This is a genomic window from Janthinobacterium sp. (genome assembly GCF_009923995.1).
Taxonomy (GTDB): domain Bacteria; phylum Pseudomonadota; class Gammaproteobacteria; order Burkholderiales; family Burkholderiaceae_D; genus Janthinobacterium.
Genome location: NZ_RFSK01000007.1, coordinates 38775 through 60080 on the forward strand (window position 1 = coordinate 38775; position 21306 = coordinate 60080).

The 21306-nt window shown below is 65.8% G+C and carries 22 protein-coding genes; 12 read left to right on the forward strand and 10 right to left on the reverse strand.

What is annotated here, in order from left to right; genetic code table 11:
- Positions 1–63: 63 nt before the first annotated feature.
- On the forward strand, positions 64–765 hold the full coding sequence (locus tag EBS11_RS05385) for a YggS family pyridoxal phosphate-dependent enzyme (protein WP_290601105.1): 702 nt from the start codon (positions 64–66) through the stop codon (positions 763–765).
- Positions 766–787: 22 nt separating this feature from the next.
- A complete protein-coding gene (gene proC / locus EBS11_RS05390) occupies positions 788–1618 on the forward strand; it encodes a pyrroline-5-carboxylate reductase (RefSeq protein ID WP_290601107.1) in 831 nt (276 codons plus the stop codon).
- Between the two features lie 7 nt (positions 1619–1625).
- Here proC and EBS11_RS05395 read toward each other — a convergent pair whose 3' ends face one another.
- From EBS11_RS05395 to EBS11_RS05430, 8 genes are all read right to left on the reverse strand, one after another.
- A complete protein-coding gene (locus EBS11_RS05395) occupies positions 1626–2345 on the reverse strand; it encodes an anti-sigma factor (RefSeq protein ID WP_290601108.1) in 720 nt (239 codons plus the stop codon).
- Entirely contained in the window at positions 2342–2899 is a 558-nt protein-coding gene (locus EBS11_RS05400) for a sigma-70 family RNA polymerase sigma factor (protein ID WP_290601109.1), read from the reverse strand. Before EBS11_RS05400 ends, EBS11_RS05395 begins: the two co-directional genes overlap by 4 nt.
- A gap of 214 nt (positions 2900–3113) precedes the next feature.
- A complete protein-coding gene (locus EBS11_RS05405; RefSeq protein WP_290601111.1) occupies positions 3114–3671 on the reverse strand; it encodes a DUF3455 domain-containing protein in 558 nt (185 codons plus the stop codon).
- An 89-nt stretch (positions 3672–3760) separates the two neighbouring features.
- Positions 3761–4108: a hypothetical protein gene (locus EBS11_RS05410; protein ID WP_290601113.1), complete on the reverse strand. Its 348-nt coding sequence runs from the start codon at positions 4106–4108 to the stop codon at positions 3761–3763.
- A complete protein-coding gene (locus tag EBS11_RS05415; protein WP_290601114.1) occupies positions 4105–4491 on the reverse strand; it encodes a phage holin family protein in 387 nt (128 codons plus the stop codon). The genes EBS11_RS05410 and EBS11_RS05415 overlap by 4 nt, the downstream gene beginning before the upstream one ends.
- A gap of 77 nt (positions 4492–4568) precedes the next feature.
- Complete coding sequence (locus tag EBS11_RS05420) at positions 4569–4925, reverse strand: DUF883 domain-containing protein (protein WP_290601116.1); 357 nt, start codon at positions 4923–4925, stop codon at positions 4569–4571.
- 107 nt (positions 4926–5032) lie between these two features.
- Positions 5033–5887, reverse strand: coding sequence for a 4-hydroxybenzoate octaprenyltransferase (gene ubiA, locus EBS11_RS05425; RefSeq protein ID WP_290601117.1), 855 nt, complete (start codon positions 5885–5887; stop codon positions 5033–5035).
- A gap of 58 nt (positions 5888–5945) precedes the next feature.
- Positions 5946–6902: a hydrogen peroxide-inducible genes activator gene (locus tag EBS11_RS05430; RefSeq protein WP_290601118.1), complete on the reverse strand. Its 957-nt coding sequence runs from the start codon at positions 6900–6902 to the stop codon at positions 5946–5948.
- Positions 6903–7037: 135 nt separating this feature from the next.
- Between EBS11_RS05430 and EBS11_RS05435 the strand changes: the two genes are divergently transcribed.
- The 8 genes from EBS11_RS05435 to EBS11_RS05470 all read left to right on the forward strand — a co-directional run bounded on the left by EBS11_RS05435 (position 7038) and on the right by EBS11_RS05470 (position 17205).
- Entirely contained in the window at positions 7038–7280 is a 243-nt protein-coding gene (locus tag EBS11_RS05435) for a DUF3717 domain-containing protein (protein WP_290601119.1), read from the forward strand.
- A 30-nt stretch (positions 7281–7310) separates the two neighbouring features.
- Positions 7311–7787, forward strand: coding sequence for a D-glycero-beta-D-manno-heptose 1-phosphate adenylyltransferase (rfaE2, locus tag EBS11_RS05440; protein ID WP_290601121.1), 477 nt, complete (start codon positions 7311–7313; stop codon positions 7785–7787).
- A gap of 225 nt (positions 7788–8012) precedes the next feature.
- Positions 8013–9443: a hypothetical protein gene (locus EBS11_RS05445; protein ID WP_290601123.1), complete on the forward strand. Its 1431-nt coding sequence runs from the start codon at positions 8013–8015 to the stop codon at positions 9441–9443.
- Positions 9440–10909 (forward strand): hypothetical protein, encoded by a 1470-nt coding sequence (locus tag EBS11_RS05450; RefSeq protein WP_290601125.1) that lies wholly within the window; start codon positions 9440–9442, stop codon positions 10907–10909. The genes EBS11_RS05445 and EBS11_RS05450 overlap by 4 nt, the downstream gene beginning before the upstream one ends.
- 44 nt (positions 10910–10953) lie before the next feature.
- Positions 10954–11403 carry a hypothetical protein gene (locus EBS11_RS05455; protein WP_290601126.1) on the forward strand — a complete coding sequence of 150 codons (450 nt, stop codon included), beginning with the start codon at positions 10954–10956 and terminating at the stop codon, positions 11401–11403.
- A 36-nt stretch (positions 11404–11439) separates the two neighbouring features.
- Positions 11440–15153 carry a tubulin-like doman-containing protein gene (locus tag EBS11_RS05460; RefSeq protein WP_290601128.1) on the forward strand — a complete coding sequence of 1238 codons (3714 nt, stop codon included), beginning with the start codon at positions 11440–11442 and terminating at the stop codon, positions 15151–15153.
- 33 nt (positions 15154–15186) lie between these two features.
- A complete protein-coding gene (locus EBS11_RS05465; protein WP_290601129.1) occupies positions 15187–16431 on the forward strand; it encodes a hypothetical protein in 1245 nt (414 codons plus the stop codon).
- A 15-nt stretch (positions 16432–16446) separates the two neighbouring features.
- Entirely contained in the window at positions 16447–17205 is a 759-nt protein-coding gene (locus EBS11_RS05470; protein WP_290601130.1) for a hypothetical protein, read from the forward strand.
- Positions 17206–17347: 142 nt separating this feature from the next.
- On the opposite strand, the gene trmL is transcribed toward EBS11_RS05470, so the two are convergent.
- Together trmL and EBS11_RS05480 are read right to left on the reverse strand one after the other, a co-directional pair.
- On the reverse strand, positions 17348–17818 hold the full coding sequence (gene trmL, locus EBS11_RS05475) for a tRNA (uridine(34)/cytosine(34)/5-carboxymethylaminomethyluridine(34)-2'-O)-methyltransferase TrmL (protein ID WP_290601131.1): 471 nt from the start codon (positions 17816–17818) through the stop codon (positions 17348–17350).
- 21 nt (positions 17819–17839) lie between these two features.
- Positions 17840–18619, reverse strand: a complete 780-nt coding sequence (locus EBS11_RS05480; protein ID WP_290601132.1) for a ComF family protein — start codon at positions 18617–18619, stop codon at positions 17840–17842.
- An 84-nt stretch (positions 18620–18703) separates the two neighbouring features.
- Between EBS11_RS05480 and EBS11_RS05485 the strand changes: the two genes are divergently transcribed.
- Both EBS11_RS05485 and coxB read left to right on the forward strand, forming a co-directional pair.
- Complete coding sequence (locus EBS11_RS05485) at positions 18704–19600, forward strand: methyltransferase domain-containing protein (protein ID WP_290601133.1); 897 nt, start codon at positions 18704–18706, stop codon at positions 19598–19600.
- 488 nt (positions 19601–20088) lie between these two features.
- Positions 20089–21297 carry a cytochrome c oxidase subunit II gene (gene coxB / locus EBS11_RS05490; protein ID WP_290601134.1) on the forward strand — a complete coding sequence of 403 codons (1209 nt, stop codon included), beginning with the start codon at positions 20089–20091 and terminating at the stop codon, positions 21295–21297.
- Positions 21298–21306: the final 9 nt, after the last annotated feature.

Sequence of the window (21306 nt, forward strand, 5' to 3'; positions counted from 1 at the left end):
CCCTGTGCCTGCATTGACGGGCTGCCCGAAACGGCCGTGCCCCGTATCCATTAGAAAATGATTATGTCCACAATCGAACAGAACTTGCAAGCCGTGCGCGGCGCTATTGCGCAGGCGGCGCTGGAGGCGCAGCGCGCGCCTGCCGACGTGACCCTGCTGGCCGTCTCGAAAACCTTTGGCGCGGATGCCGTGCTGGACGCCGTGCGCGCGGGCCAGGCGGCGTTTGGCGAAAATTACCTGCAGGAAGCGCTCGACAAGATGGCCGCCGTCAAGCTTGCGCTGCCGCAAGGCGGTCCCGCCTGGCATTTTATCGGCCCCATCCAGAGCAACAAGACGCGCCCCATCGCCGAACATTTCGACTGGGTGCATACGGTGGAACGGGAAAAGATCGCCGTGCGCCTGTCCGAACAGCGCCCGGCCGGCTTGCCGGACCTGAATATCTGTCTGCAAGTCAATATCAGCGGCGAGGCCAGCAAGAGCGGCGTGTCGCCGGCCGACTTGCCCGCGCTGGCGCGCGCCGTGGCGCAGCTGCCCCGGCTGCGTCTGCGCGGCCTGATGGCCATCCCCGAACCGGAAACGGATGTCAACCTCCAGCGCCGTGCGTTTGCGCAATTGCGTACGCTGTACGAACAATTGCAGGCGGACGGCCTGGCGCTCGATACCTTGTCGATGGGCATGTCGGCCGACTTGCGCGCCGCCGTGCTGGAAGGCGCCACCATCGTGCGCGTGGGCAGTGCCATCTTCGGTTCCCGCCATTATTCCTAACTGATTAATAGAAAGAATCACCATGACGACAGAATTGAACATCGCCTTCGTGGGCGGCGGCAACATGGCGGCGGCCCTGATCGCCGGCCTGGCAGGCAAGCTGACCCTGGGCGGCAACATCCACGTGATCGACCCGCATGCGCCCGCGCTGGAAAAACTGCAGGCGCAGTTCGGCGTCACCACGGCAGCAGCGGCCAGCGACGCGCTGCGCGGCGTGGACGTGATCGTGCTGGCCGTCAAGCCGCAAAGCATGCGCGACGTGGCGGCCCAGCTGCTGCCTTTCCTCGACGGCGGGCGGGCGCCATTGATCCTGTCGATCGCGGCCGGCATCCGCGCCGCGGACCTGTCGCGCTGGCTCGGCGGTTATGGCGCCATCGTGCGCTGCATGCCGAACACGCCGGCCCTGATCGGCATGGGCATCACGGGCATGGTGGCCAGCAGCGGCGTCAGCGCGGAACAACAGAAAACGGCGGACGCCATCCTGCGCGCCGTCGGCCAGACGGTGTGGCTCGACGATGAAGCGAAGATCGACCCCGTCACGGCCGTCTCCGGCAGCGGTCCCGCCTACGTGTTTTACTTTATCGAAGCCATGCAGCAGGCGGCGGCCGAGCTGGGCCTGACGCCGGAGCAGGGCACGCAGCTGGCGATTGCCACCTTCACGGGTGCGGCGCAGCTGGCGGCGAACTCCAGCGAAGCCGTGTCCTTGCTGCGCGAACGCGTCACGTCGAAGGGCGGCACGACCTATGCGGCCCTGACCAGCATGGAAGAGAGCGGCGTGAAGGCGGCCATCGTCAAGGGCATCAAGGCGGCCGCGCAGCGGGGGCGCGAGCTGGGGGATGAGCTGGGCAAGTAGGTCCCGCCTACATCACCTTCACGGCGCGGCCGATGTAGAGGATCGGCCCCGTCGGCCGGCCCGTGGGCGAGCCTGTCTCCGGCTCCAGGGTGATCTCGAACAATTGATCCGGTTGCAGCGGCGGCAGTTTGTCCAGGGGCAACTTGACGCTCTGGCCCGGCTTGACCAGGCCCAGCGAGACGGGCGCGCCCCAGTCCTTGCCCTTGGTCCAGAATTGCAGGGCTTTCTGCTGCGGCACGCTGGTCGGTCCCAGCGGGATCAGACTCAAATCGCGGCTCTTGCCGCCCCGGCTGCCCGCCTGCACGACCCAGCCCGGCGACTTGTCCTGCGGCGCCACCAGCACCACCAGGTAGCCGGGACCGCCTGGCGCCTGCAGCTGCACGCTCACCAGCACGGCCAGCGCGGCCGATGCCAGCAGGCCGCCGCCGGCCAGTATGCGCCAGAATGCCAGGCTGTTCCACCACGCCTGCCAGCCGCCCGCCTGTGTCACGGCTTGCGGCGTGAACAGGCTGGCGCTGATGCGCGGCCACAGCTGGGCGGAGGGCGCCTCCGGCGGCGCCAGGGCCGTCAGCGGGTGCAGGCGCCGTTCCCACGCATCGACGGCATCGCGCAGGGCCGCGTCGCGCGGCAGGCGCTGCTCCACTTCGACCCGTTCGGCCAGCGCCAATGTGCCCAGCACGTATTCGCTGGCCAGCCTTTGCAATTCGTCGTCTTCGAGGATGTTCATCCCATGCACTCCCGCAAGGCGGCCAGGCCCCGCTTGACCCACGCTTTCACGGTGCCCAGGGGCGCCTGCAGGCGCTGCGCGATTTCGCTGTGGGAACAGCCATCCACATAGGCATACAGGATGGAGTTGCGCTTGGGTTCGTCGAGGTGGCCGAGGCAGTCGTGCAGCCTGCCCATGTCGGCTTGCACGGCGTAGGCGTCGCCCGCGTCATGGCCTTGTCGTTGGTGCAGCAGGGTTTCCACGCTATCCTCGTCGGCCGATACTTCATGGGCGCGGGCGCGCGCCACGTTCAGCGCCTGGTGCCGCACCACCACATAGATCCAGCCCTTGCCCGTGCCGCGCGTGGCGTCGAAACTGCCGGCGCGGCGCCAGATGCTCAGGAAGGCGTCGTGCAGCACGTCTTCGGCCAGCGCCCGCTGGCGCACGATGCGCAGGGCCACGCCCAGCAGATAACGGCTTTCCTGCTGGTACAGGCCATGCAATGCCTGCTGCTCGCCCCTGGCGCAGGCGCGCAGGGCGGCATCGTAATCGTAGGGAGCGGCTGGGGCTGGCAAGGTTGGCGCAATCGTCAGAGATAACGGTTAGCAAGTTTTCAATAGGGAGTATAGGCCAGAAACCCGCTTGCCAACCGTTGCCTCCATGTTTTACAACACCTGACAAAACCATAGCGAGCGGAAGGGAGAGGTGGCTGAGAAGCGCAACCGTACGAAGGTACGGTGAGCAACGCAGGCCGCCTATCCCGACGCGCAGCAGGTTTTGATGGGTGTTTTATGCGGCTTTCCAGAAGATGTAGTCGGCCTGGTAAGGCACCCACTGTCTGGCGCCGATGCTCTCCATGCCGCAGGGGCTGGCTGGCGCCACGCCGCCGCGGGTGGCCACGCGCTGGATGTAGCTGACGCCCTGCATGGCGCCGCTGCCCGTGGCGGGGTTGGCCTTGACCAATTGATAGGGGATATTGCCCGCGCCGGCCGGTGCCACGGCCACTTGCGTCGCCGTCACTTTCGAGCCGTCCAGGCTGGCCCAGGTGGCGGGCGGGCCGACATAGGTGCCGACCTGCATGCCGCTGCGGTCGTTCAAGGCCGCGTCCGGTCCCACGAAGGCCCATTCATGGCCCGTCATGTCCTTTTTCGCCTTGCATTCGTAGGCGATCTTGCCCACGCCCACGGTCTGCATGGCCACCTGGTGGCCATCGGGCACCTTCACGGCGGCGGGGAGCGTTTCTTGTGAGTAACGTGCGCCCATGGGCGCGCAGGCGGCCAGCAGCAGGGCGGCGCCCAGGACGGCGAGCGAGGGGGCGGTATGGTGTGGGGCGGTGGACGAGAACATGGCGGACTCCTGGTAGTTGGCTCAGCCGGCTGGCTGATACCGGTACTACCCGCGAGCGCCACATTTGGATGCAGCCGGGCAAAAATATTTTACGGCGGTGCGTCTTTCCTGCTGAAACGTTGCGCCAGCGCCAGGGCGACGGGTATGGCGGCCGTGGCGTGCTTGAGCAGCGAGGCGCCGGCCCGCAGCAGCGGCAGGACGCGGCGCGGCCGCACCAGCGCCAGGCCCAGCACGGCGCCGCCCAGCATCAGGGGAATTTTGAAACGCGTGGCCAGGGTGTGGCGCAAGTTGCCGCCCGTCAGCGGCTCCAGCAGCTGCCGCGTCTGCACGCCCAGTGCCAGGCGCTGCAGCGCGCATTCGGCCAGCAGGGCATCGCGCCGCTGCGCCAGGCTGGCGGCCGTGTGGACGTGGGACAGTTTGGTGGGATGCGTGGTCATGGCTGCTCCGATCCCCGGCGCGCCAGGTGCTGCAGCTCGTCCAGGTCCTTGTTCAGTTCGCTCATGGTGAAAGACAGCAGTTTCGGCTTGCTGCGGAAACTGGCGCGCACGCCCAGCAGGGTGGCCAGCGCGGCGAGGATGAAGACGGCGGCCGTGACGGCGATGGCGGCGATGCGGTGCGTATCCCAGAACAGCACGATGACGAGAAACACGATCAGCACCAGGCCGACGAACAGGCACAGCAGGGCCAGCATGGCCAGCGCCAGGTAAGACAGGAAGCGCAGCGACTCTTCTTCCATTTCCACGGCCGCCAGGGCCAGACGGGTCTGGACGATGGCGGCGAGGGTCGCTGCGACCTGGGCGACATGATGCACGATAGCCATATGCTGCCTTTCGCGTCAGGGGACGGCCAGGCCGTCGGAGAACCCCGGCGGACGCGCCGCCGCGGCAGTGCGCCCGCCTAGCGGCGCGACGACGACAGCAGCAGGCCGAACAGCACGCCCACGACGGCACCGGCACCCACGGCTTTCCAGGGATTGTCCTGCACGTATTCATCGGTGGCCTTGGCCGCCTTCTTGGTACGGTCGAGCAAGTCCTCTTCCAGCTTGATCAGGTCTTTCTTGGCCGTCTCCAGGGCGGCGATGAACTTGTCCTTGACGGCTTTGACATTCTCGCCCGTCTGGTCCTTGGCACCGTCGAGCCAGTCTTCGGCTTCATTGATGACGGTTTTCAGGTCGCCCACCAGTTTGTCGCGTGCCTTGTCGGCGTCGGCGAGGATGTTGTCGCTGCTGGATTTGCCGGTATGTGTCGAGCTCATGTATTACCTCATGGAAGTGAAACTGCACAGTGAAATACCAGTGTAGGCAGCAGCGGCCAGCTTGTCTTGCGCCGCCTCAAGGGCTGCAGCGGCGCAAGGATCGTTGATTAACGGAAAGCAAAGTCCAGCACCACTCCCGCAAACACCGCCGCTCCTAGCCAGTTATTATGCCGGAATGCCGCAAAACACGGCATACGCTCGCGTGCGCGGATCAGGGTGTAGTGATAAACGGCACAGCCGGCGGCCACCAGCAGCCCCGCCACGTACCAGTAGCGCAAGCCCAGGTGCCAGCCGCAGACCAGCCACAGCAGCAAGAATACGGCGTAGCACAGCATGATGATGGCCACGTCGTAGCGGCCGAAGGTGATGGCCGATGTCTTGATGCCGATCTTCAAGTCGTCGTCGCGGTCGACCATCGCGTATTCCGTGTCGTAGGCCACGGCCCAGAAGACATTGCCCACCAGCAGCAACCACGCGACGACGGGCACGGAACCCGTGATGGCGGCAAAGCCCATGGGAATGCCGAAGCCGAAGGCGATGCCCAGGTAGGCTTGCGGAATGGCAAAGAAGCGCTTGAAGTAGGGGTAGGTGGCGGCGATGATGACGGCTGCCACGGACAGCTGCTTGGTCAGGGTGTTCAGGGGCAGCACCAGGCAGAAGGCCAGCACGGTCAGCACGCCGGCCACGGCCAGCGCTTCCTTGCCGCTGATGCGCCCGCTGGTGATGGGGCGCTCGGCCGTGCGCTTGACGAATTTGTCGATATCCTGGTCGGCGTAGTCGTTGATGGCGCAGCCAGCCGAGCGCATCAGGAAAGTGCCGAGGGTGAAGATGAGCAGCAGCCGCCAGTCCGGCACGCCCTGCTGCGCCAGCCACAGCGCGCACAGGGTCGGCCACAGCAGCAATACGGTACCGATAGGCTTGTCCAGCCGTATCAGGCGGAAATACAGCGCCAGCTTGTTCATGGAAGACTCGATCTTGTTAAACAGAAAGGTCGATTATCGCAAATCGTACGCAAATGTACTATTTTGCGCCTGCCTGCCAGGCCTCGTCTTCGCAGAGGGGAGTGATGCCCGGCAAATCGCAGCTGGCGATGGCCGCGCACAGGGCGTCGATGGCGGCCTTGCGGGTAAAGCTCTTGCGCCACAGCATGACCACCCGGCGCGACGGCACGGGGTCGGCGAAGGGGCGGTATTCCAGCATGCCGTCGGTGGCGTGCATGTTCGCCACGGAAGCGCGCGGCAAGACCGTCAAGCCGATGCCGCTGGCCACCATGTGGCGGATCGTTTCCAGCGAAGAACCTTCAAACGTGCGCTGCATGCCGTTGCCGGGCGAGGAAAAGCGCGCCATTTCGGGGCACACTTCCAGCACCTGGTCGCGGAAACAGTGGCCATTGCCCAAGAGCAGCATGGTTTCCGACTTCAAGTCCTGTGCGGCGATGGTCTCGCGGTCTGTCCATGGATGGTGGCGCGGCATGGCCACGACGAACGGTTCGTCATACAGGTCCTGCATGGCCATGCCGTGTTCGGGCAGGGGCAGGGCCATGATGGCCACGTCCAGTTCGCCCTGGCGCAGCAGTTCGAGCAGGCGGACCGTGAAATTTTCCTGCAAGATCAAGGGCATCTGCGGCACCTGGTCTATCATGGCCTTGACCAGCGGCGGCAGCAGGTAGGGGCCGATCGTGTAGATCACGCCCAGGCGCAGGGGACCGGCCAGCGGGTCCTTGTTCTGCTTGGCAAGTTCCTTGATGGCGGCCGTCTGCTCCAGCACGCGCTCGGCTTGCGCGATGATCTGCGCGCCCAGGGGCGTGACGGAGATTTCCGCGCCGCCCCGCTCGAACAGGACCACGCCCAGTTCGTCTTCGAGTTTCTTGATGGCCACTGACAAGGTGGGCTGGGCAACAAAACAGGCTTCGGCGGCGTGGCCAAAGTGTTTCGCTCGCGCGACTGCAACGATATATTTCAGTTCAGTCAGTGTCATAAGGTGATTGAAACACAGGAAGTGCTTACTTGCAATGAATGAAAGGTGGCGCAAACGGTCAAACTGTGGCGCCGATGGCATATTGTAGCGGATCGCCCCCTATAATGCGGGACGGGCCGATGGCGGGAGGAAACGATGGAACTGCGCATACAGGCGCTGGAAGCGGCGATCAATTACTGGCGTGCCAGGCAACCGGCGCGCGGCAACGAATATGCGCTGTCGCCAGCCGTCAGCCAGCTGGCCGGCGTGTATGCGCGGATGATTTATTTTCGACAGGAAACCATCGCCGAGACCGGCCTGGCGCCATCCATCGTGGCCCTGCTCGACGCCTGGCGCCGCGACGCCGGTGGCATCCAAGGCGATAGCCACGCGCCATGACGACCGTATTAACCCTGACAAGAGAGTGCCATGCCTGACTTTGAAAACAAATTATGCAGCCGCGAAGAGCTGCGCGCCCGCGCGCAGGCGCTGCCGAAACCCGTGGTGGTGACGAATGGCGTATTCGACATCCTGCACCGCGGCCACGTGACCTACCTGGCGCAGGCGCGCGCGCTGGGCGCCTCGCTGGTGGTGGCCGTGAACACGGACGCGTCCGTGAAACGCCTGGGCAAGGGCGACGACCGCCCGCTGAACAGCTGCGAAGACCGCATGGCCGTGCTGGCCGCGCTGGAGGCGGTGAGCCTGGTCGTGCCGTTCTCGGAAGACAGCGCCCTGGAAGTGGTGCAGGAAGTCCAGCCGGAAATCTATGCCAAGGGCGGCGACTACGACATGACGGCCATCCCGGAAGGCCGGGCCGTGCTGGCGTATGGCGGCCAGGCCGTGGCCATCGATTTCGAGCACGACCGCTCGACCACCAAGCTGCTGACGAAAGTGCGGGCGCAGTAGCGGAGCGCCTCGCAAATGTTTCCATACAGATAAAAAGACGTTACTATGAGAACTGCCAGGGCTGCGACTTCGTTTCGACCGCCCCAGCACGTTCTGCCGTCGTCAGCGTCGTTATCTTGCGCATTACGGTTGTAGCACCACGCGACGGTGCTTATTGCTAGTCATAGAAAATACATGGACCTTAAAACTTCTGGGGATTGGCCGCTGCCGTCTGGCGTCTGGCAGTTGGATGACGCCGGTGTCTGGACCTTGCAGCGCAGCGCGGACGGCCAGAACGTCTCGCCCTTGCTGAGCAATGCCGATATCGGCAAGCTGATGCACGCCCGGCGCCTGCCCGGCGCCGCCGGCGCGCCCGTGCGCCAGTTTCCGCCCGAATTCGCCTTCGATCCCGCCTCCGGCGCCGCCCTGCAGGTGCCGCCGGACATGCCGGCGCCGCCCTGGGTGCCGCCCTACGGCGCGCAGCCCGTCAGCGACGTGCCGCCGGCCGGCGCGGCCGGCCTGCGCCAGGCCAGCGTGCCCCTGAAGCTGGCGGACCAGCGTACCCGCGAGGAACATGCGCAGGCGGACGCCTCCCTGCCCATGCCGCCGCCGGGCGAATACGAATTCTTTTCCGCCCAGTTCGGCACCTGCGGCGCCGCGCTGCTGGCCCTCGAGCCGCGCAAGGCAGCCCTGCACGCCTGGCTGCCCGCCTCGAAGCGCTGGCTGGCGCTGGAGCCGGAATACGGCGGCTTGCTGGCCGAATCGGACATCGCCCACGGCGCCTGGCGCGCCGAACTCGTGTCGGAATTTAACAGCGTGCTGGTCTTGCCGACCAGCCACGGCCTGGCCGTCATCCGCCCCGACGTGCCTTCGCTCACCTATGTGGTCGAGCACGTGGGCGGCGCGCCGTGCGTGGCGGCCCCCGTCTGGTTCCAGAACCGCCTGTGGGCGCCCGTGCGCGACGACGATGGCCGCATCCGCTTCGTCAACCTGGATGCGGCGCAACAGCCGGGCAGCGACGTGCTGCTCGACGGCGCCGCGGCACTGGGCACCGTCAGCGCCCCCGTGGCCTACAACCGCATGGCCGTCTGGCCTTGCGCCAACGGCCAGCTGCGCCTGCAGCTGCAGCCCGATGGCAACGTGGCCGCCTCGTTCATGCCCTGGCCCGACGGGCTGGTGCCGCATTTCGAGTTCGGCAGCCCCTACCTGTCGCGCGACGGCGGCCTGTGGCAGCTGTGCTTTGAAAGCCGCCGCGGCACCTATGTGTACGTGAAACTGGGCGGCCAGCCGGAGCAGGCCGACGCGCTGGCGCCGCGCCTGTGTTCGGGCAGCTTCAACTACCGCTTCGCCGCCAAGCTGAAAACGGCGCCGTGGGAAGAGCCGGAACACGGCGACGACGGCGGCAAGAACCAGGCCGTCATGCCGCTGCTCGAATCGGGCACGGGCGGCAGCGTCTTCGGCGTGAAGTTCGCCACCAGCGCCGGCCTGTCCAGCGTGCTGCGCTCGAGCGACCGCCTGGCCGCGCAGCTGGTGCAGGACGACGAGCTGCGTGAAACCGTGTTCCACACCTTCGCCGTCAGCGAGCCGTGGCGTCTGCGCCTGTTCGTGCATGAAGGCATGCTGTGGGCGTATCACCCCTTGCTGTCGCGCATCGATGGCTGGAATCTGCAGGCATGAAGGCGCGCGCCCTGATCGCGGCCTGCGCCGCCTTGCTCAGTGCGGCCAGCGTGCACGCGGCCGGCATCCAGCAAGCCTTCCTGGTGCAGAACTCGGGCTGGATGGAGCCGTTCTACACGGATGAGCACTCGCAGCTGAAAGCCCTCGTGGGCGCCGTGGCGCAGGCCGCCACCAGCCCGTCCGACAAAGTCTATACCTTGGCCTTCAGCCAGAGCAGCGGGGGCAATGTGTCGCCCGCGCTGCTGGGGCAAGGCCAGGGTGGCGCCGGCGTGGCGGGCCAGCTGGCACCGCTGGGCCTGGCGCGCAAGGGGGCCGGCGGCGCGCTGGCCGACACGGACTTCCAGGAAGCCGTCACGAAGACCATCACGGGGCCGTTCCAGTCCGCCTCGGGCATCGTATGGATCTTTACCAACAACAAGAACAGCCCGAACAACGACAGCCAGACGGCCGAGCGCAACCGTGACTTTTACCGCCTGCTGCACCTGGAGCCGTCGATCACCAAGACGGTGGTGTTTCCGCTGCGCATGCCGGTGCAGGGCAAGCTGTACAGCGCCAAGGGCTTGATGGTGTATGCGCTGGCGTACGGCCAGCCGGCGTCCGAGGCATTGAACCGCATCCTGGCCGAAGGGCGGCTGTCGCAAGTGCTGACGCGTCCGCCCGCGCGCCTGAAACCGGTGGACCAGGATGCCGTGCGCATCGTGCCCCAGTCCGTCAAGAACAGCGACAACGTGCACGCCAGCCTGGGCCGCGACGGCCGCACCATCGTGCTCGACGTCGACGCGGCGAAGCTGGTGCCGCAGGTGCAGCTGCAGGCATCCCTGCAAAACATGTTCTTCCCGTATGTCATCGACAGCGCCAGGGTGCATGCCACGCTGGCGGGGCAGGACGCGCCCCTGCATGTTGCGCCAGATCAAATCCATCACTTGCAGCCGGGCGCCAGCCAGTCCGTGCAGGTACAGTTTTCCCTGCCGATGGCGCAGATACCGTCGCCGTGGTCGGCGCAGGCCATCGCCGCCATGGGCAAGCAGGTGCTGCTGCCCATGCGGGCGCAGGTGGGCCTGTCGGAGCAGCGGCTGGCGCTGGCATCGAGCTTCGGCAAGGATTTGCAGGAACTCTTCCCCGGCGACCCCATCTCGGACATGTTCACGCCGCCCGACAGCGTGCGCGCCTCGCAGGCAACGATTCCCTTGCTGGTGCGCATACAGTATCCGCTGCTGCCCGTGCTGGCGATGCTGGGCGGCATCCTGGCATTCGTGCTGGGCCTGCTGGCGCTGGGCTTTGCCGGCACGCGCGCGGCGCGCTACAAGGTGCTGGTCGATGGCGTGCAGCGGCAAGTGCTGCTGAAACCGTTCAAGAGCGTGCAGATCCGCGATGACAACGGCCGCGACATCGGCGAACTCAAGCGTGGCCTGGGCCAGCCGCACGTCGTGCGCGTGGCCGAGGGCCATACGCTGAGCCTTATCTGAGCAAAATTTCTTTTTACACTATTCAAACCCATCAGAGGCATACCATGGCGCAAGACACTCCAAAAGACAACACCGGCTTCACTTTGCCGGCCCCGGTAACGGCCCCGGCGTCGGCACCGCCGGCCGCGGACGCTTCCGCCGCGGCCAGCGCCGCCACGGGCACGACGGAACCGGCACCGGCGTTTGATGCGGCCGGCACGACGGATACCTCGTCGCGCGACACCCTGATCGGCGGCGTCGTGCTGTTGCTGCTGTTCATCGCCTTTTTCTTTGCCAAGAATGCCTACGCGAATGGCCTCGTAGCCAAGCGCGTGCCGCCGAACAAGGCCAACGCCTCGGGCTGGTGGCTGTTCATCTTCCTGGCCAGCCTGGCGACCGGTGTCGTGCTGGCGGCCGTGAACGCGCATAAATTCCTCGCGCCCCTGTTCATGGCGCCGCTGGTGCTGGTGGGCCTCGTCGCCCTGTTGCTGACATTTACCTCGAGCCGCCGCTAAGAACACGCCGTTGCACGCATCATCGAAGGAATCACCATGGCAGAGAACCTGAACCAAACCATCACCGGCGGCGCCAGCGAGCGCAAGCAGGACAAGATCATCGAACTGCGCCCGACCCTGTTCATCGGCATCGGCGGCACGGGCATGCAGGTGCTGATGCGCGTGCGCCGGCGCATCCTCAACACCCTGTGGGGCGGCGCGGGCAACCGCACGCGCATCGAGGGGCTGGCCGATTTTCCCATCGCGCAATTCATCCATTTCGACCTCGACAATGGCGCCGTGATCGAAAGCGGCGAGTCGCAGGCGAAGGACTTGCAGTTCGACCAGGTGAAGTTCACGGACGATGACAAGGTGGTCGAATCTTTCGACATGGACAAGTACAGCCGTGACGAAGATTCCTTGGAGAAATATCCGCACATCAAGGAATGGCTGCCGTTGACGCCGCAGCGCATCCGCGAGCTGCGTTTCGACATGAGCAGCGGCGCGGGCCAGATCCGTGCCGTGTCGCGCCTGTATTTCTTCGACAAGTACGCCAAGATCCGCGACAAGATCCGCCTGAAACTGAAAGCCCTGAAGGCGGGCCTGTCGCACGAGCGCCAGTTGGCCGAACTGGGCTTGCGCATGGAAACGAACCGTTTCCGCATCGTCATCGTCGGTTCCGTGGCCGGCGGCACGGGGTCCGGCTCCTTCCTGGACATGGGCTTGCTGGCACGCTGGCTGGCGCGCAGCGAAGTGGGCGCGGCCGACGTGGAACTCATGCTGTTCTTGCCCACCGGCTACACCAAGGCCAACAAGGACAGGGTCGAGGCGAACGGCTACGCGGCCCTGATGGAGCTGGAATCGGCCATGATGGGCAACAAGGGCTACGTGGGCCGCTGGGACGCATATGACCGCCCGGAACTGACGCGCGAGCCGTACAGCGAGGTGTACCTCATCGATTCGGGCAATCTTGCCCAGCAGCACACCAAGGAGGTCAGCGACGTCTACCACATGGTGGCCGACTCGCTGTTCGAGGATTTCGCCTCGGCCGACTTCGCGCGCGCCAAGCGCTCGATCGCCGTCAACCAGGCGCAGCACAAGAATTCCCTGTACAACGCGCCCGTGCCGCAAGACCGCTTCGGCGACATGCGCCTGTATTTCTCGAAGCGCTTTTCCTCGTTCGGCATGGCCGTGCTCGATACGCGCCAGGAAGCGGCGCGCGACGAGCGGGCCCACCGCTGGGCCGGCGCCATGCTGCAAGCCTTCTTCGGCGTGGGCGGCACGGATGCGGCCGCCAACCGCGCCACGGATACGCAGCGCGATAACTTCCTCGCCGCGAACATGTTCCTCAAGGGCACGCCGTTCAGCGACTTCCCCGAGTTTTCCGACAAGAGCATCGAACTGAAGCGCTCCAGCGGCGATTTCATCGATTTCCGCGTCGTCGACGAGTTGCTGGAAGACCGCCACGGCCACCTGCTGGCCGGCGTGGAAAACCGGGTCAATACGCGCGTCAACGATATCCGCACGGGCTTCGACCGCAGCGAATGGCCGGCCCAGGTGCGCGACGCCATGAAGCACCTGGAGCGCGACGCCGTGCGCGACCAGGATTCCACGGCCGACACGACGGAAGACCGCATCAGCAAGCGCCGCCGCGAAGTGCTCGAGGACGTCAAGAAGGTGGTGCGCGACCAGCTGTATGGCTATCTGGACAATAAGGAGTTCGGCGGCCTGGAATACGTGCTGTCGCTGGTGGAACAGATCAAGGACCGCATCGAGGCGCCCGGCAGCGGCCTGACGGCGCAGATCGGCGCGAATGCCGAGCGCTACCGCGAAATCAAGGAAGCCGTGCGCTCGCGCGAGTACGAGCGCCTGCTGAACAACCTGGAGCAGACGCGCAGCACCTTCGGCTTCCTCAGCAATGGCGAAAAGCAGGCGGGCGTGGTGATGGACCATCTGCGCACGGAAATGGCGAATGCCCTGAAATTCCATTTGCGGGCCAAGGCGGCCGACGAGTCCGTCATCCTGCTGGGCGAACTGTCGCGCTGGCTGGGCAACCGCGTCGGCGTCGATGCGCAGGGCCGCGCCCAGTGGAATGGCCTCGTGGGCGAGCTGCAGGCGGGCCGCGAAGGCGTGCTGGCCATGCTGGCGGAACTCAAAACGGCCAATACCATCCTGCAAAAGGACCTGGACAAGGAACACGCGACCCTGATCGTCATTCCCGTCACGGAAAAAGACATTGCGCTGCCGTCGGCGGCCACCTTGCGCCAGTGGGCCGATGAAGCGTTCAAGGACATGGGCGGCTCGAAAGCCCTGTTCCCCATGCTGGGCGAACCGGCGCAGCGGGGCTTGATCCTAGCCAAGGTGACGCGCATGGCGGAGAACATGATCGCCACGGCGGGCCTGGCCGAAGGGGCGACGAGCACGCCCGATCCCCTGTTCGAGGCATTGGAACAGATGGACGTGTCCGAACGCCTGGACCGCTTCCGCAAGCTGCTGGCCTGCTCCATGCCGTGGATCGACGCCAACATGGCGGGCGATTTCACGGTCGTGTCGGATCAGTTCAAGTGCGTGATCGGCGTGGCCAACGCGGCCGCCTTCAAGGCGAAGTTCGGCGCCGAGCTCGAATCGTGCGTGCCGACCCAGGTGGGCATCACGGTGAGCCAGCTGGAAATCGTCGAGACGGGCATCCGCGGGCGCGCCGTCTGCTACTGCGAGCTGGCCGGCGTGCCGATGACGGTGCTGCGGGGCCTGGAAGGCTGGCGCACGAGCTACCGCAAGGAAGGTGACAACGACAAGGCGCCGACCCACACGCACATTGATCCAACGCAATTCACGCATCCGATCGCGCCGAACACGGACGAGATGAAGCGCCTGGCGGAAGACTTCGGCGAATTCCTGCAAGCCATCATGCTGGGCGTGCTGACGCGCCACACGGGCCGCGTCGTGCCGCCGGGCCAGTACCAGTTCGCCGTCGAGCCGGGCGACTTGCGCCGCATCGGCAATGAACGGGCCATCCGCCAGAACGGCATGCCCGCTTCGTACGAGAAAAATATCGCCCTGCGCATCGAGGAAAAATTGACGGCGCTTGACGCCGTGCAGACGGCGGCCATGGCCGCGCTGGCAAAATACTATGAACGGGGCGTGTATGCGCCCAAGCTGGTGGCGCAGGCCGATGGCTCGCAGCTGCCCTACATCGGCTTTGGCAGTGCCATTGCGGCCGAGGTGGGCGCGCGCCTGCGCGAATCGGCGCGCCGCAAGGGCATGGCCAGCGACGAGCTCGACCGCACGGTGCAAGCCTTGCTGGGCCGCCTGAAGGAATGGGCGAACGTCATCGGCGACTCCGACAGCGATGCCTACGACTGGGAAGTACGCGAGCCGGAAGCGGATGGCCAGCCCCGTCTGAAATACGCGATCAAGCCGGAAATGCTGGAAGCGGGGCGCCTGGAGCATCTGCTGCGTCCGGCCGGCGCACCGGCCGCGGCGGCGCCGTTTGGCGCGGCCGCAGCGGCCTTCGGCATGGCGCCGCCTCCGCTGGGCGGCATGCCGCCGCCGCTGGTGGAACACCAGTATTTCCTGGGCATCAATGGCCAGCAGCAGGGACCGTTCACGGCCCAGCAGATCGTGCAGTACGTGCAGGCAGGGCAGCTTGCACCAGCCACCACCAAGGTGTGGCGCGCCGGCTTGCCGGCCTGGGTTGACCTGGCTCAGTTCGCCGAACTGGCACCGCTGTTCCACAGCGCGCCGCCACCGCTGATGCCGCCACCGTTGTGAACGCTGGAATGACGTTGGAATGAAGGAATAGTTTTGGATATCTGCATCAAATGTAAAACGGGCCTGTGGACCGCCGTCAGCCATTGCCCGTACTGCGGGCAGGCGCAGGCTGGCGCGGTCCAGCCAGCGGTAGCCGTGCCGCCGCCGCTGCCGCCCGCGCCCGTGCCACCGCTGGTCGCGCCCAAGCCGCCGCCCGTGCCGGTGGCGCCAGCACCTGCGCCGCAAGCCCAGCCGGTGCCGAAACCGCCGCCCACGCCCAAGCCGGCGCCGGCAGCGGAACGCGTGAAGGACATCCCGCCGGCCGCCGTGCCGAAGCCCGTGCCCGTGCCGCCGCCAGCTGCGCCGGTGGAAGCGCCGGCGCCTTCGCGCCGCTGGCTGAAATGGCTGGCCGGCATCGCCGCGCTGGGCGCCGTCATCGTCTACATGAACGGCACGCCGGGCGGCAAGAATGACTCGGCGTGCAACGATGCCATCGACAGCGGCCTGAGCCTGGTGGCGAATGGCAGCCTCGATGGCGCGCGGCAGAAGCTGGCGACGGCGAAAAGCGCGTGCACGGGCAAGTCCAGCGCCAAGGCCGACGATCTGCAGGCGGCCATCGCCAAGGCCGGCGCCGCATCGGGCGGCTGCCAGCGCGGCGTGCGCGCCATCGAGCGCGCCATCGACGGACACCGCCTGCAAAGCGCCGCCAAGGCCATTGCCGCCCTCGACGCCGATTGCGCGGGCGCCGCCAGCGTGGAATCGCTGCGCAAGCAGCTGGTGCGCCAGCAGGCGGCCGCCGCGTCCGTGCAGGTGGGCGTGCGCCAGGCGCTCGATGGCAAGGATGTGAACGGGGCGCAGAACGGCATCGCCCGGCTCGAAGCCATCGACCGCGAAGCGCCGGAATTGGCGCAGCTGAAGGCCGACGTGCAAGCGCTGTCGGCGGCTGCGGCGCCCGCGCCCGTGGCTGCCCCGGCCGCGGCGCCGCTGGAAACGGCGCCGGTCCGCGCCGTGCCAGCGGAGCCGGCCCCGGCGCGCATCGCCGAACGTCCGACCGTGGCGGAGCGCCGCGTGCCGGAGACGGCGCCCGCGGACAATGGCGCGGCCATGCGCAACGAGATGGCGCAATCGTTCCTGCGCGATGCCGAGCGTTCCTTGAACGAAGGCAAGTTCGATGCGGCCAAGACTTACCTGGACAGCGCGCGCCGCGCCGATCCCGGCAATGCGCGCATCGACAGCCTGTCGCGCCGCATCCGCGAGCGGGAACGGCAAGTGCTGCAGACGGAAACCACGATTAAATAGTTATTGGGAGTAAACATGATGAATAAAACCACCTTGCGCGCGGCTGCCGCGCTGACCATCGCGGCCATGCTGGCCGGCTGCGCCACGGCGCCGATGAACCCGAACGGCGTGCGCCAGGATTATCCGCAAGGCCCGCAAGGTGGCCAGAACCCGCAGGCTGGCGCGACGGACGAGGACCCGTGCAGCGTGGGCGCGACGGCGGCGGCCGGCGCGGCCGTGGGCGCCTTGCTGGGCGCCCTCGTCAGCGGCAAGAATGGCGCGCTGAAGGGCGCGGCCATCGGCGGCGGCCTGGCGGCGGCCGGCTGCCTGGCCATCAATGTCAATTCGCGCCAGACCAAGACGGCGGCGCAGGCGGACCGCGACTACATCCGCGCCCGCGGCGCGCTGCCGCGCGAGCCGCAGGTGGTGTCGTACACGCCGCAGCTGAGCGCCTCCACCGTCAAGCGCGGCCAGCCGTTCAAGGTCACGTCCGTCGTGGAACTGGTCAATGGCAGCGCGCAAAGCGTCAACGACGTGCGCGAAGAGCTGGTGGTGCTCGATCCGCAAGGCCAGCCGTTCAAGTCCGGCTCGAAAGCCTTGGCTAGCAGCAATAAATCGGGCGGCCGCTTTGAAAATTCGTTCGAGCTGACCTTGCCGGCCGGCGTCTCGCAGGGCGTGTACGGCGTCAAGACGAACCTGTACGTGAACGGCAAGCTGTCCGCCACGCGCGATCTGCGCACGCAGCTGGTGATGCTGGACGACACCAGCGGCGCGGCGCAGCTGGCGCAGCGGTAAAGGGAGATTGCAGGAGTGTCAACATCTCATCGCGTCGTAGCGAGCGGCGATGATTCGTGGCCGGGAAGCGCAGCGCTACTTTGGTAGCGCGGGCATCGCCGGCCGCACAGCGCGCCGCGCAGCAGGCCGGGTGAGGTGTCCGCTACGCGCCGCCGGCGTAGCCGTGCTGGCGCCACGCTTCATACACGACGACGGCCACCGTATTCGACAGGTTCAGGCTGCGGTTGTCCGGGCGCATGGGCAGGCGGATGCGCTGTTCGGCAGGAAAGCCGTCGCGCAGGGCCGGATCGAGGCCTTTCGTCTCGGAACCGAACACGAACACGTCGCCGGGCAGGAAGGCCACGTCGCCGAACGGGCGCGAGCCGCGCGTCGTCATGGCGAACATGCGTGCCGGGTCCGGCTGGGTGTCGGCCAGGAACGCTGCCCAGTTCTTGTGCACCTTCATGCTGGCGTAGTCGTGGTAATCGAGGCCGGCGCGCTTCATCTTGGCATCGTCGAGCGGGAAGCCCAGCGGTTCGACCAGGTGCAGCTGCGCGCCCGTGTTCGCGCACAGGCGGATGACGTTGCCCGTATTGGGCGGGATTTCAGGTTCTACCAAAACGACGTGAAACAAAATGCTCTCCTCATATATATGTCAGTAATCTAATCTGTCGGCAAGCTGGCGTGGCGGCGTGCGCGCCGCCACCAATATGCTCACCCTGGCCGCGCCGGCGCGCTTGCAGGCCGCCGCCAGCGCGTTGACCGTGTGGCCGCTGCTCATCACGTCGTCGACGATGCCCACGTGGCAGCCGGGCAGCAGCGGCGCGTGTTCTGGCGCGATGGCAAACGCCTGCGCCAGGTTGGCTTGCCGCTCCTGCGGCGCCACGCTGCTTTGCGCCCGGGTGTCGCGCAGCCGCTGCGCCAGGCGCGGCTGTAATGGGATTTGCAGCAGGCGCGCCAGCGGGCGGGCGATTTCCAGCGCCTGGTTGAAGCCCCGTTCGGCCAGGCGGGCCGGACCCAGCGGCACGGGACACAGCAGCTGCGGCCGCTCCCAGTCCGGCTGCTGCCGGACGGCCTCGCAGAGCAGTTGCGCAAACAGGGGCGCCAGCGCCAGGCGCGCGCCGAATTTCAGCTGCAGCAGCAACTGGTCGACGGGCGCCGCATAATCAAACGCCGTGACGGTGGCGTCATACGCGGGCCGCCGGCGCAGGCAGCGGCCGCACAGCAGCGCCACCTCCGTGTCGGCGAGCGGATTGGCGCACTGGCGGCAGCGCCCGCGCCGGTGCCCCAGGTATTGCGCGCGGCAGGGCGGGCACAGCACTTCCGGGCAACCCATGCCGCACAGCGCGCATTGCGCCGGCAGCACGGCCGCGCCCAGCCACAGGCGCAGCGACTGCCAGGCGGCGTCAAGGCGGTGTCGGGTGGCGGTCCGCATCGCGATGGCGTCGTTCCATGTACACTGCCGACATTATCTCACCTCACCCGATTCAACATGCCAGTTCCCACCACTCCGCCCAAAATGAGTGCGCCCATCGATGCGGTGCAAGTACGCGATTTCTTTTCCCGTCCCGCGCGCGTCGCGCCGTCGGACTTCCTGCGCCGCGAAGTGTCGGCACGCATGCACGAACGCCTGGAGCTGGTGAAGATCACGCCGCACCGGGTGCTCGACGCGGGCTGCGGCCCCGGCGCGGACCTGGCGCAGCTGCAAAAGGATTATCCCGCCGCGCAGATTATCGGTCTCGACGCAGCGCAAGCGATGATGCAGGCGGCGCGCGCGCCGGCGTCGAAACTGGCCAGCCTGAACCAGTTCCTCAGCAAGTTGCTGCCAGCCAAGGCCGGCGTGGACTTGCTGTGCGGCGACCTGGGCGACCTGCCGCTGGCGCCGAACAGCATCGACCTCGTGTGGTCGAACCTGGCCCTGCACTGGCATGCCCAGCCCGACCGCGTGTTTGCCGAATGGCGCCGCGCGCTGCGCCTGGACGGCCTGCTGATGTTTTCCTGCTTCGGCCCCGACACCTTCCGCGAAGTGCGCGATGCCTTTGCCGAGGCGGACCTGTATCCGCACGCCCTGCCTTTCGTGGACATGCATGACTTTGGCGACATGCTGGTCGAGACGGGCTTTTCCACGCCCGTGCTGGACATGGAAATCATCACCGTCACGTATGACACGGCGGAAAAGCTGCTGGCGGACGTGCGCGCCTTCGGAGGCAATCCCCTGACGACGCGCCGGCGCGGCCTGATGGGCAAGGCGGCATGGCAGCGCATGCTGGCCGCGCTGGAAAAGATGCGCCGCCCGGACGGCAAGCTGGGCCTGAGTTTCGAAATCATTTACGGCCACGCCTTCCGTCCGGCGCCGCGCGTGACGCGCGATGGCGAGGCCATCATCCGCTTCGACCTGCCGCGCAAGCCCAAATAAAAGCCGCGCAAAAGCGGCAAAAAAGCCGAAAGAAACCGACACTTGGTCGCCATGCGCATGTTGATGTTGCAGCAAGCGTTGCAAAGCGCACGGCGGCCAGGGGAAGGGCGCGCACAATGCCGATTATTGCTTGATGGATTCAAGTTTACTTGATTATAATCGTTGATTGTTTGTCAGCTTGTTAAGTAGAAAAAACAAGGGCTGCATACAAAATAAAAAAAACAAAGCAAGACTTATTGGAAGTTACTGCATTAGTATAGTAACCATCTTCCACACAAGGCCATTTCAATGTGGGGAAGAAAAAACAGGGTTCCAGCATGGTTGGGCGCCGCCGTTTCTGGCGCGGCAGCCAGCATGGAATTCGCTGGTGCTTGACGCCCGTGGCCATGTTTTGGCCGCGGTGCTTTCATGGAGGAGCGGCAGCGGTCCAGTACGGAGAAGTCCGCAGCCGTTTAAAATATCATTATTTTTGGGTGGTTGGGGAAAACATGACACATGCAAAGCGACTTCAATCGTTGCTGCTCGGGCTGTCTTTGACAGCGTTTGGCATCGGGCGATGGGCCACGGCGGCACCGGCTGCCAGCACCTATCCCGGCACCGGCGGTCCCGTACCGCTGGAAATGAATCTGCAGCCGCCGGCGACACAGATCGCCCATGAAATCTACGATTTGCACACCCTGATGATGATCATCTGCCTGGTGATCTTCGTGGCCGTGTTCGGCGTCATGTTCTATTCCATCTTGAAGCACCGCAAGTCCCTGGGCCACAAACCGGCCACCTTCCACGAAAGCACCACCGTCGAGATCGCCTGGACCGTTGTGCCTTTCCTGATCGTCATCGGCATGGCCCTGCCTGCCACGCGCACCGTGGTCGGCATGAAGGATACGTCGAACGCCGACATCACCATCAAGGCCACCGGCATGCAGTGGAAATGGGGCTATGACTACCTGAAAGGCGAGGGCGAAGGCATTTCCTTCCTCTCCAACCTGGCCACGCCACGCTCGCAAGTGGGCGCGCCCGGCATGCCGCCGACGGAAAAACGCGGTGAAAACTACCTGATCGAAGTCGATAACGAAGTTGTCGTGCCGGTTCACAAGAAGATCCGCATGGTGCTGACGGCCAACGACGTCATCCACGCCTGGTCCGTGCCCGCCTTTGGCGTGAAGCAGGATGCGATTCCCGGTTTCGTGCGCGACACCTGGTTCAAGGCCGACCATATCGGCACCTTCCGCGGCAATTGCGCCGAGCTGTGCGGCAAGGAACACGCCTTCATGCCCATCGTCGTCAAGGTCGTCTCAGCCGATGATTACAAGGCCTGGGTTGATGTAAAACAAAAGGAAATGGCCGCATTGGCTGATGATCCAAGCAAGGTGTGGACCATCGACGAGCTGAAGGTCAAGGGCGAGAAAGTGTATGCGGCCAACTGCGTCGTCTGCCACCAGGCGACGGGCAAGGGCGTGCCGGGGGCGTTCGCCGCGCTGGACGGCTCTGCCGTGGTGAACGGTCCGAAGGCGGCACAGATCCATGTCTTGTTGAACGGACAAAAGAGCGGCAAGTTCCCCGCTGAAATGCCGGCGTGGAAACAGCTGTCCGACACGGAAATCGCCGCAGTGATCACTTACACGCGCAATTCGTGGTCGAACAAGGCCGAAGAGAACATCGTTCAACCAGCCGAAATCGTGGCTGCACGCAAGTAATTAGGAGCC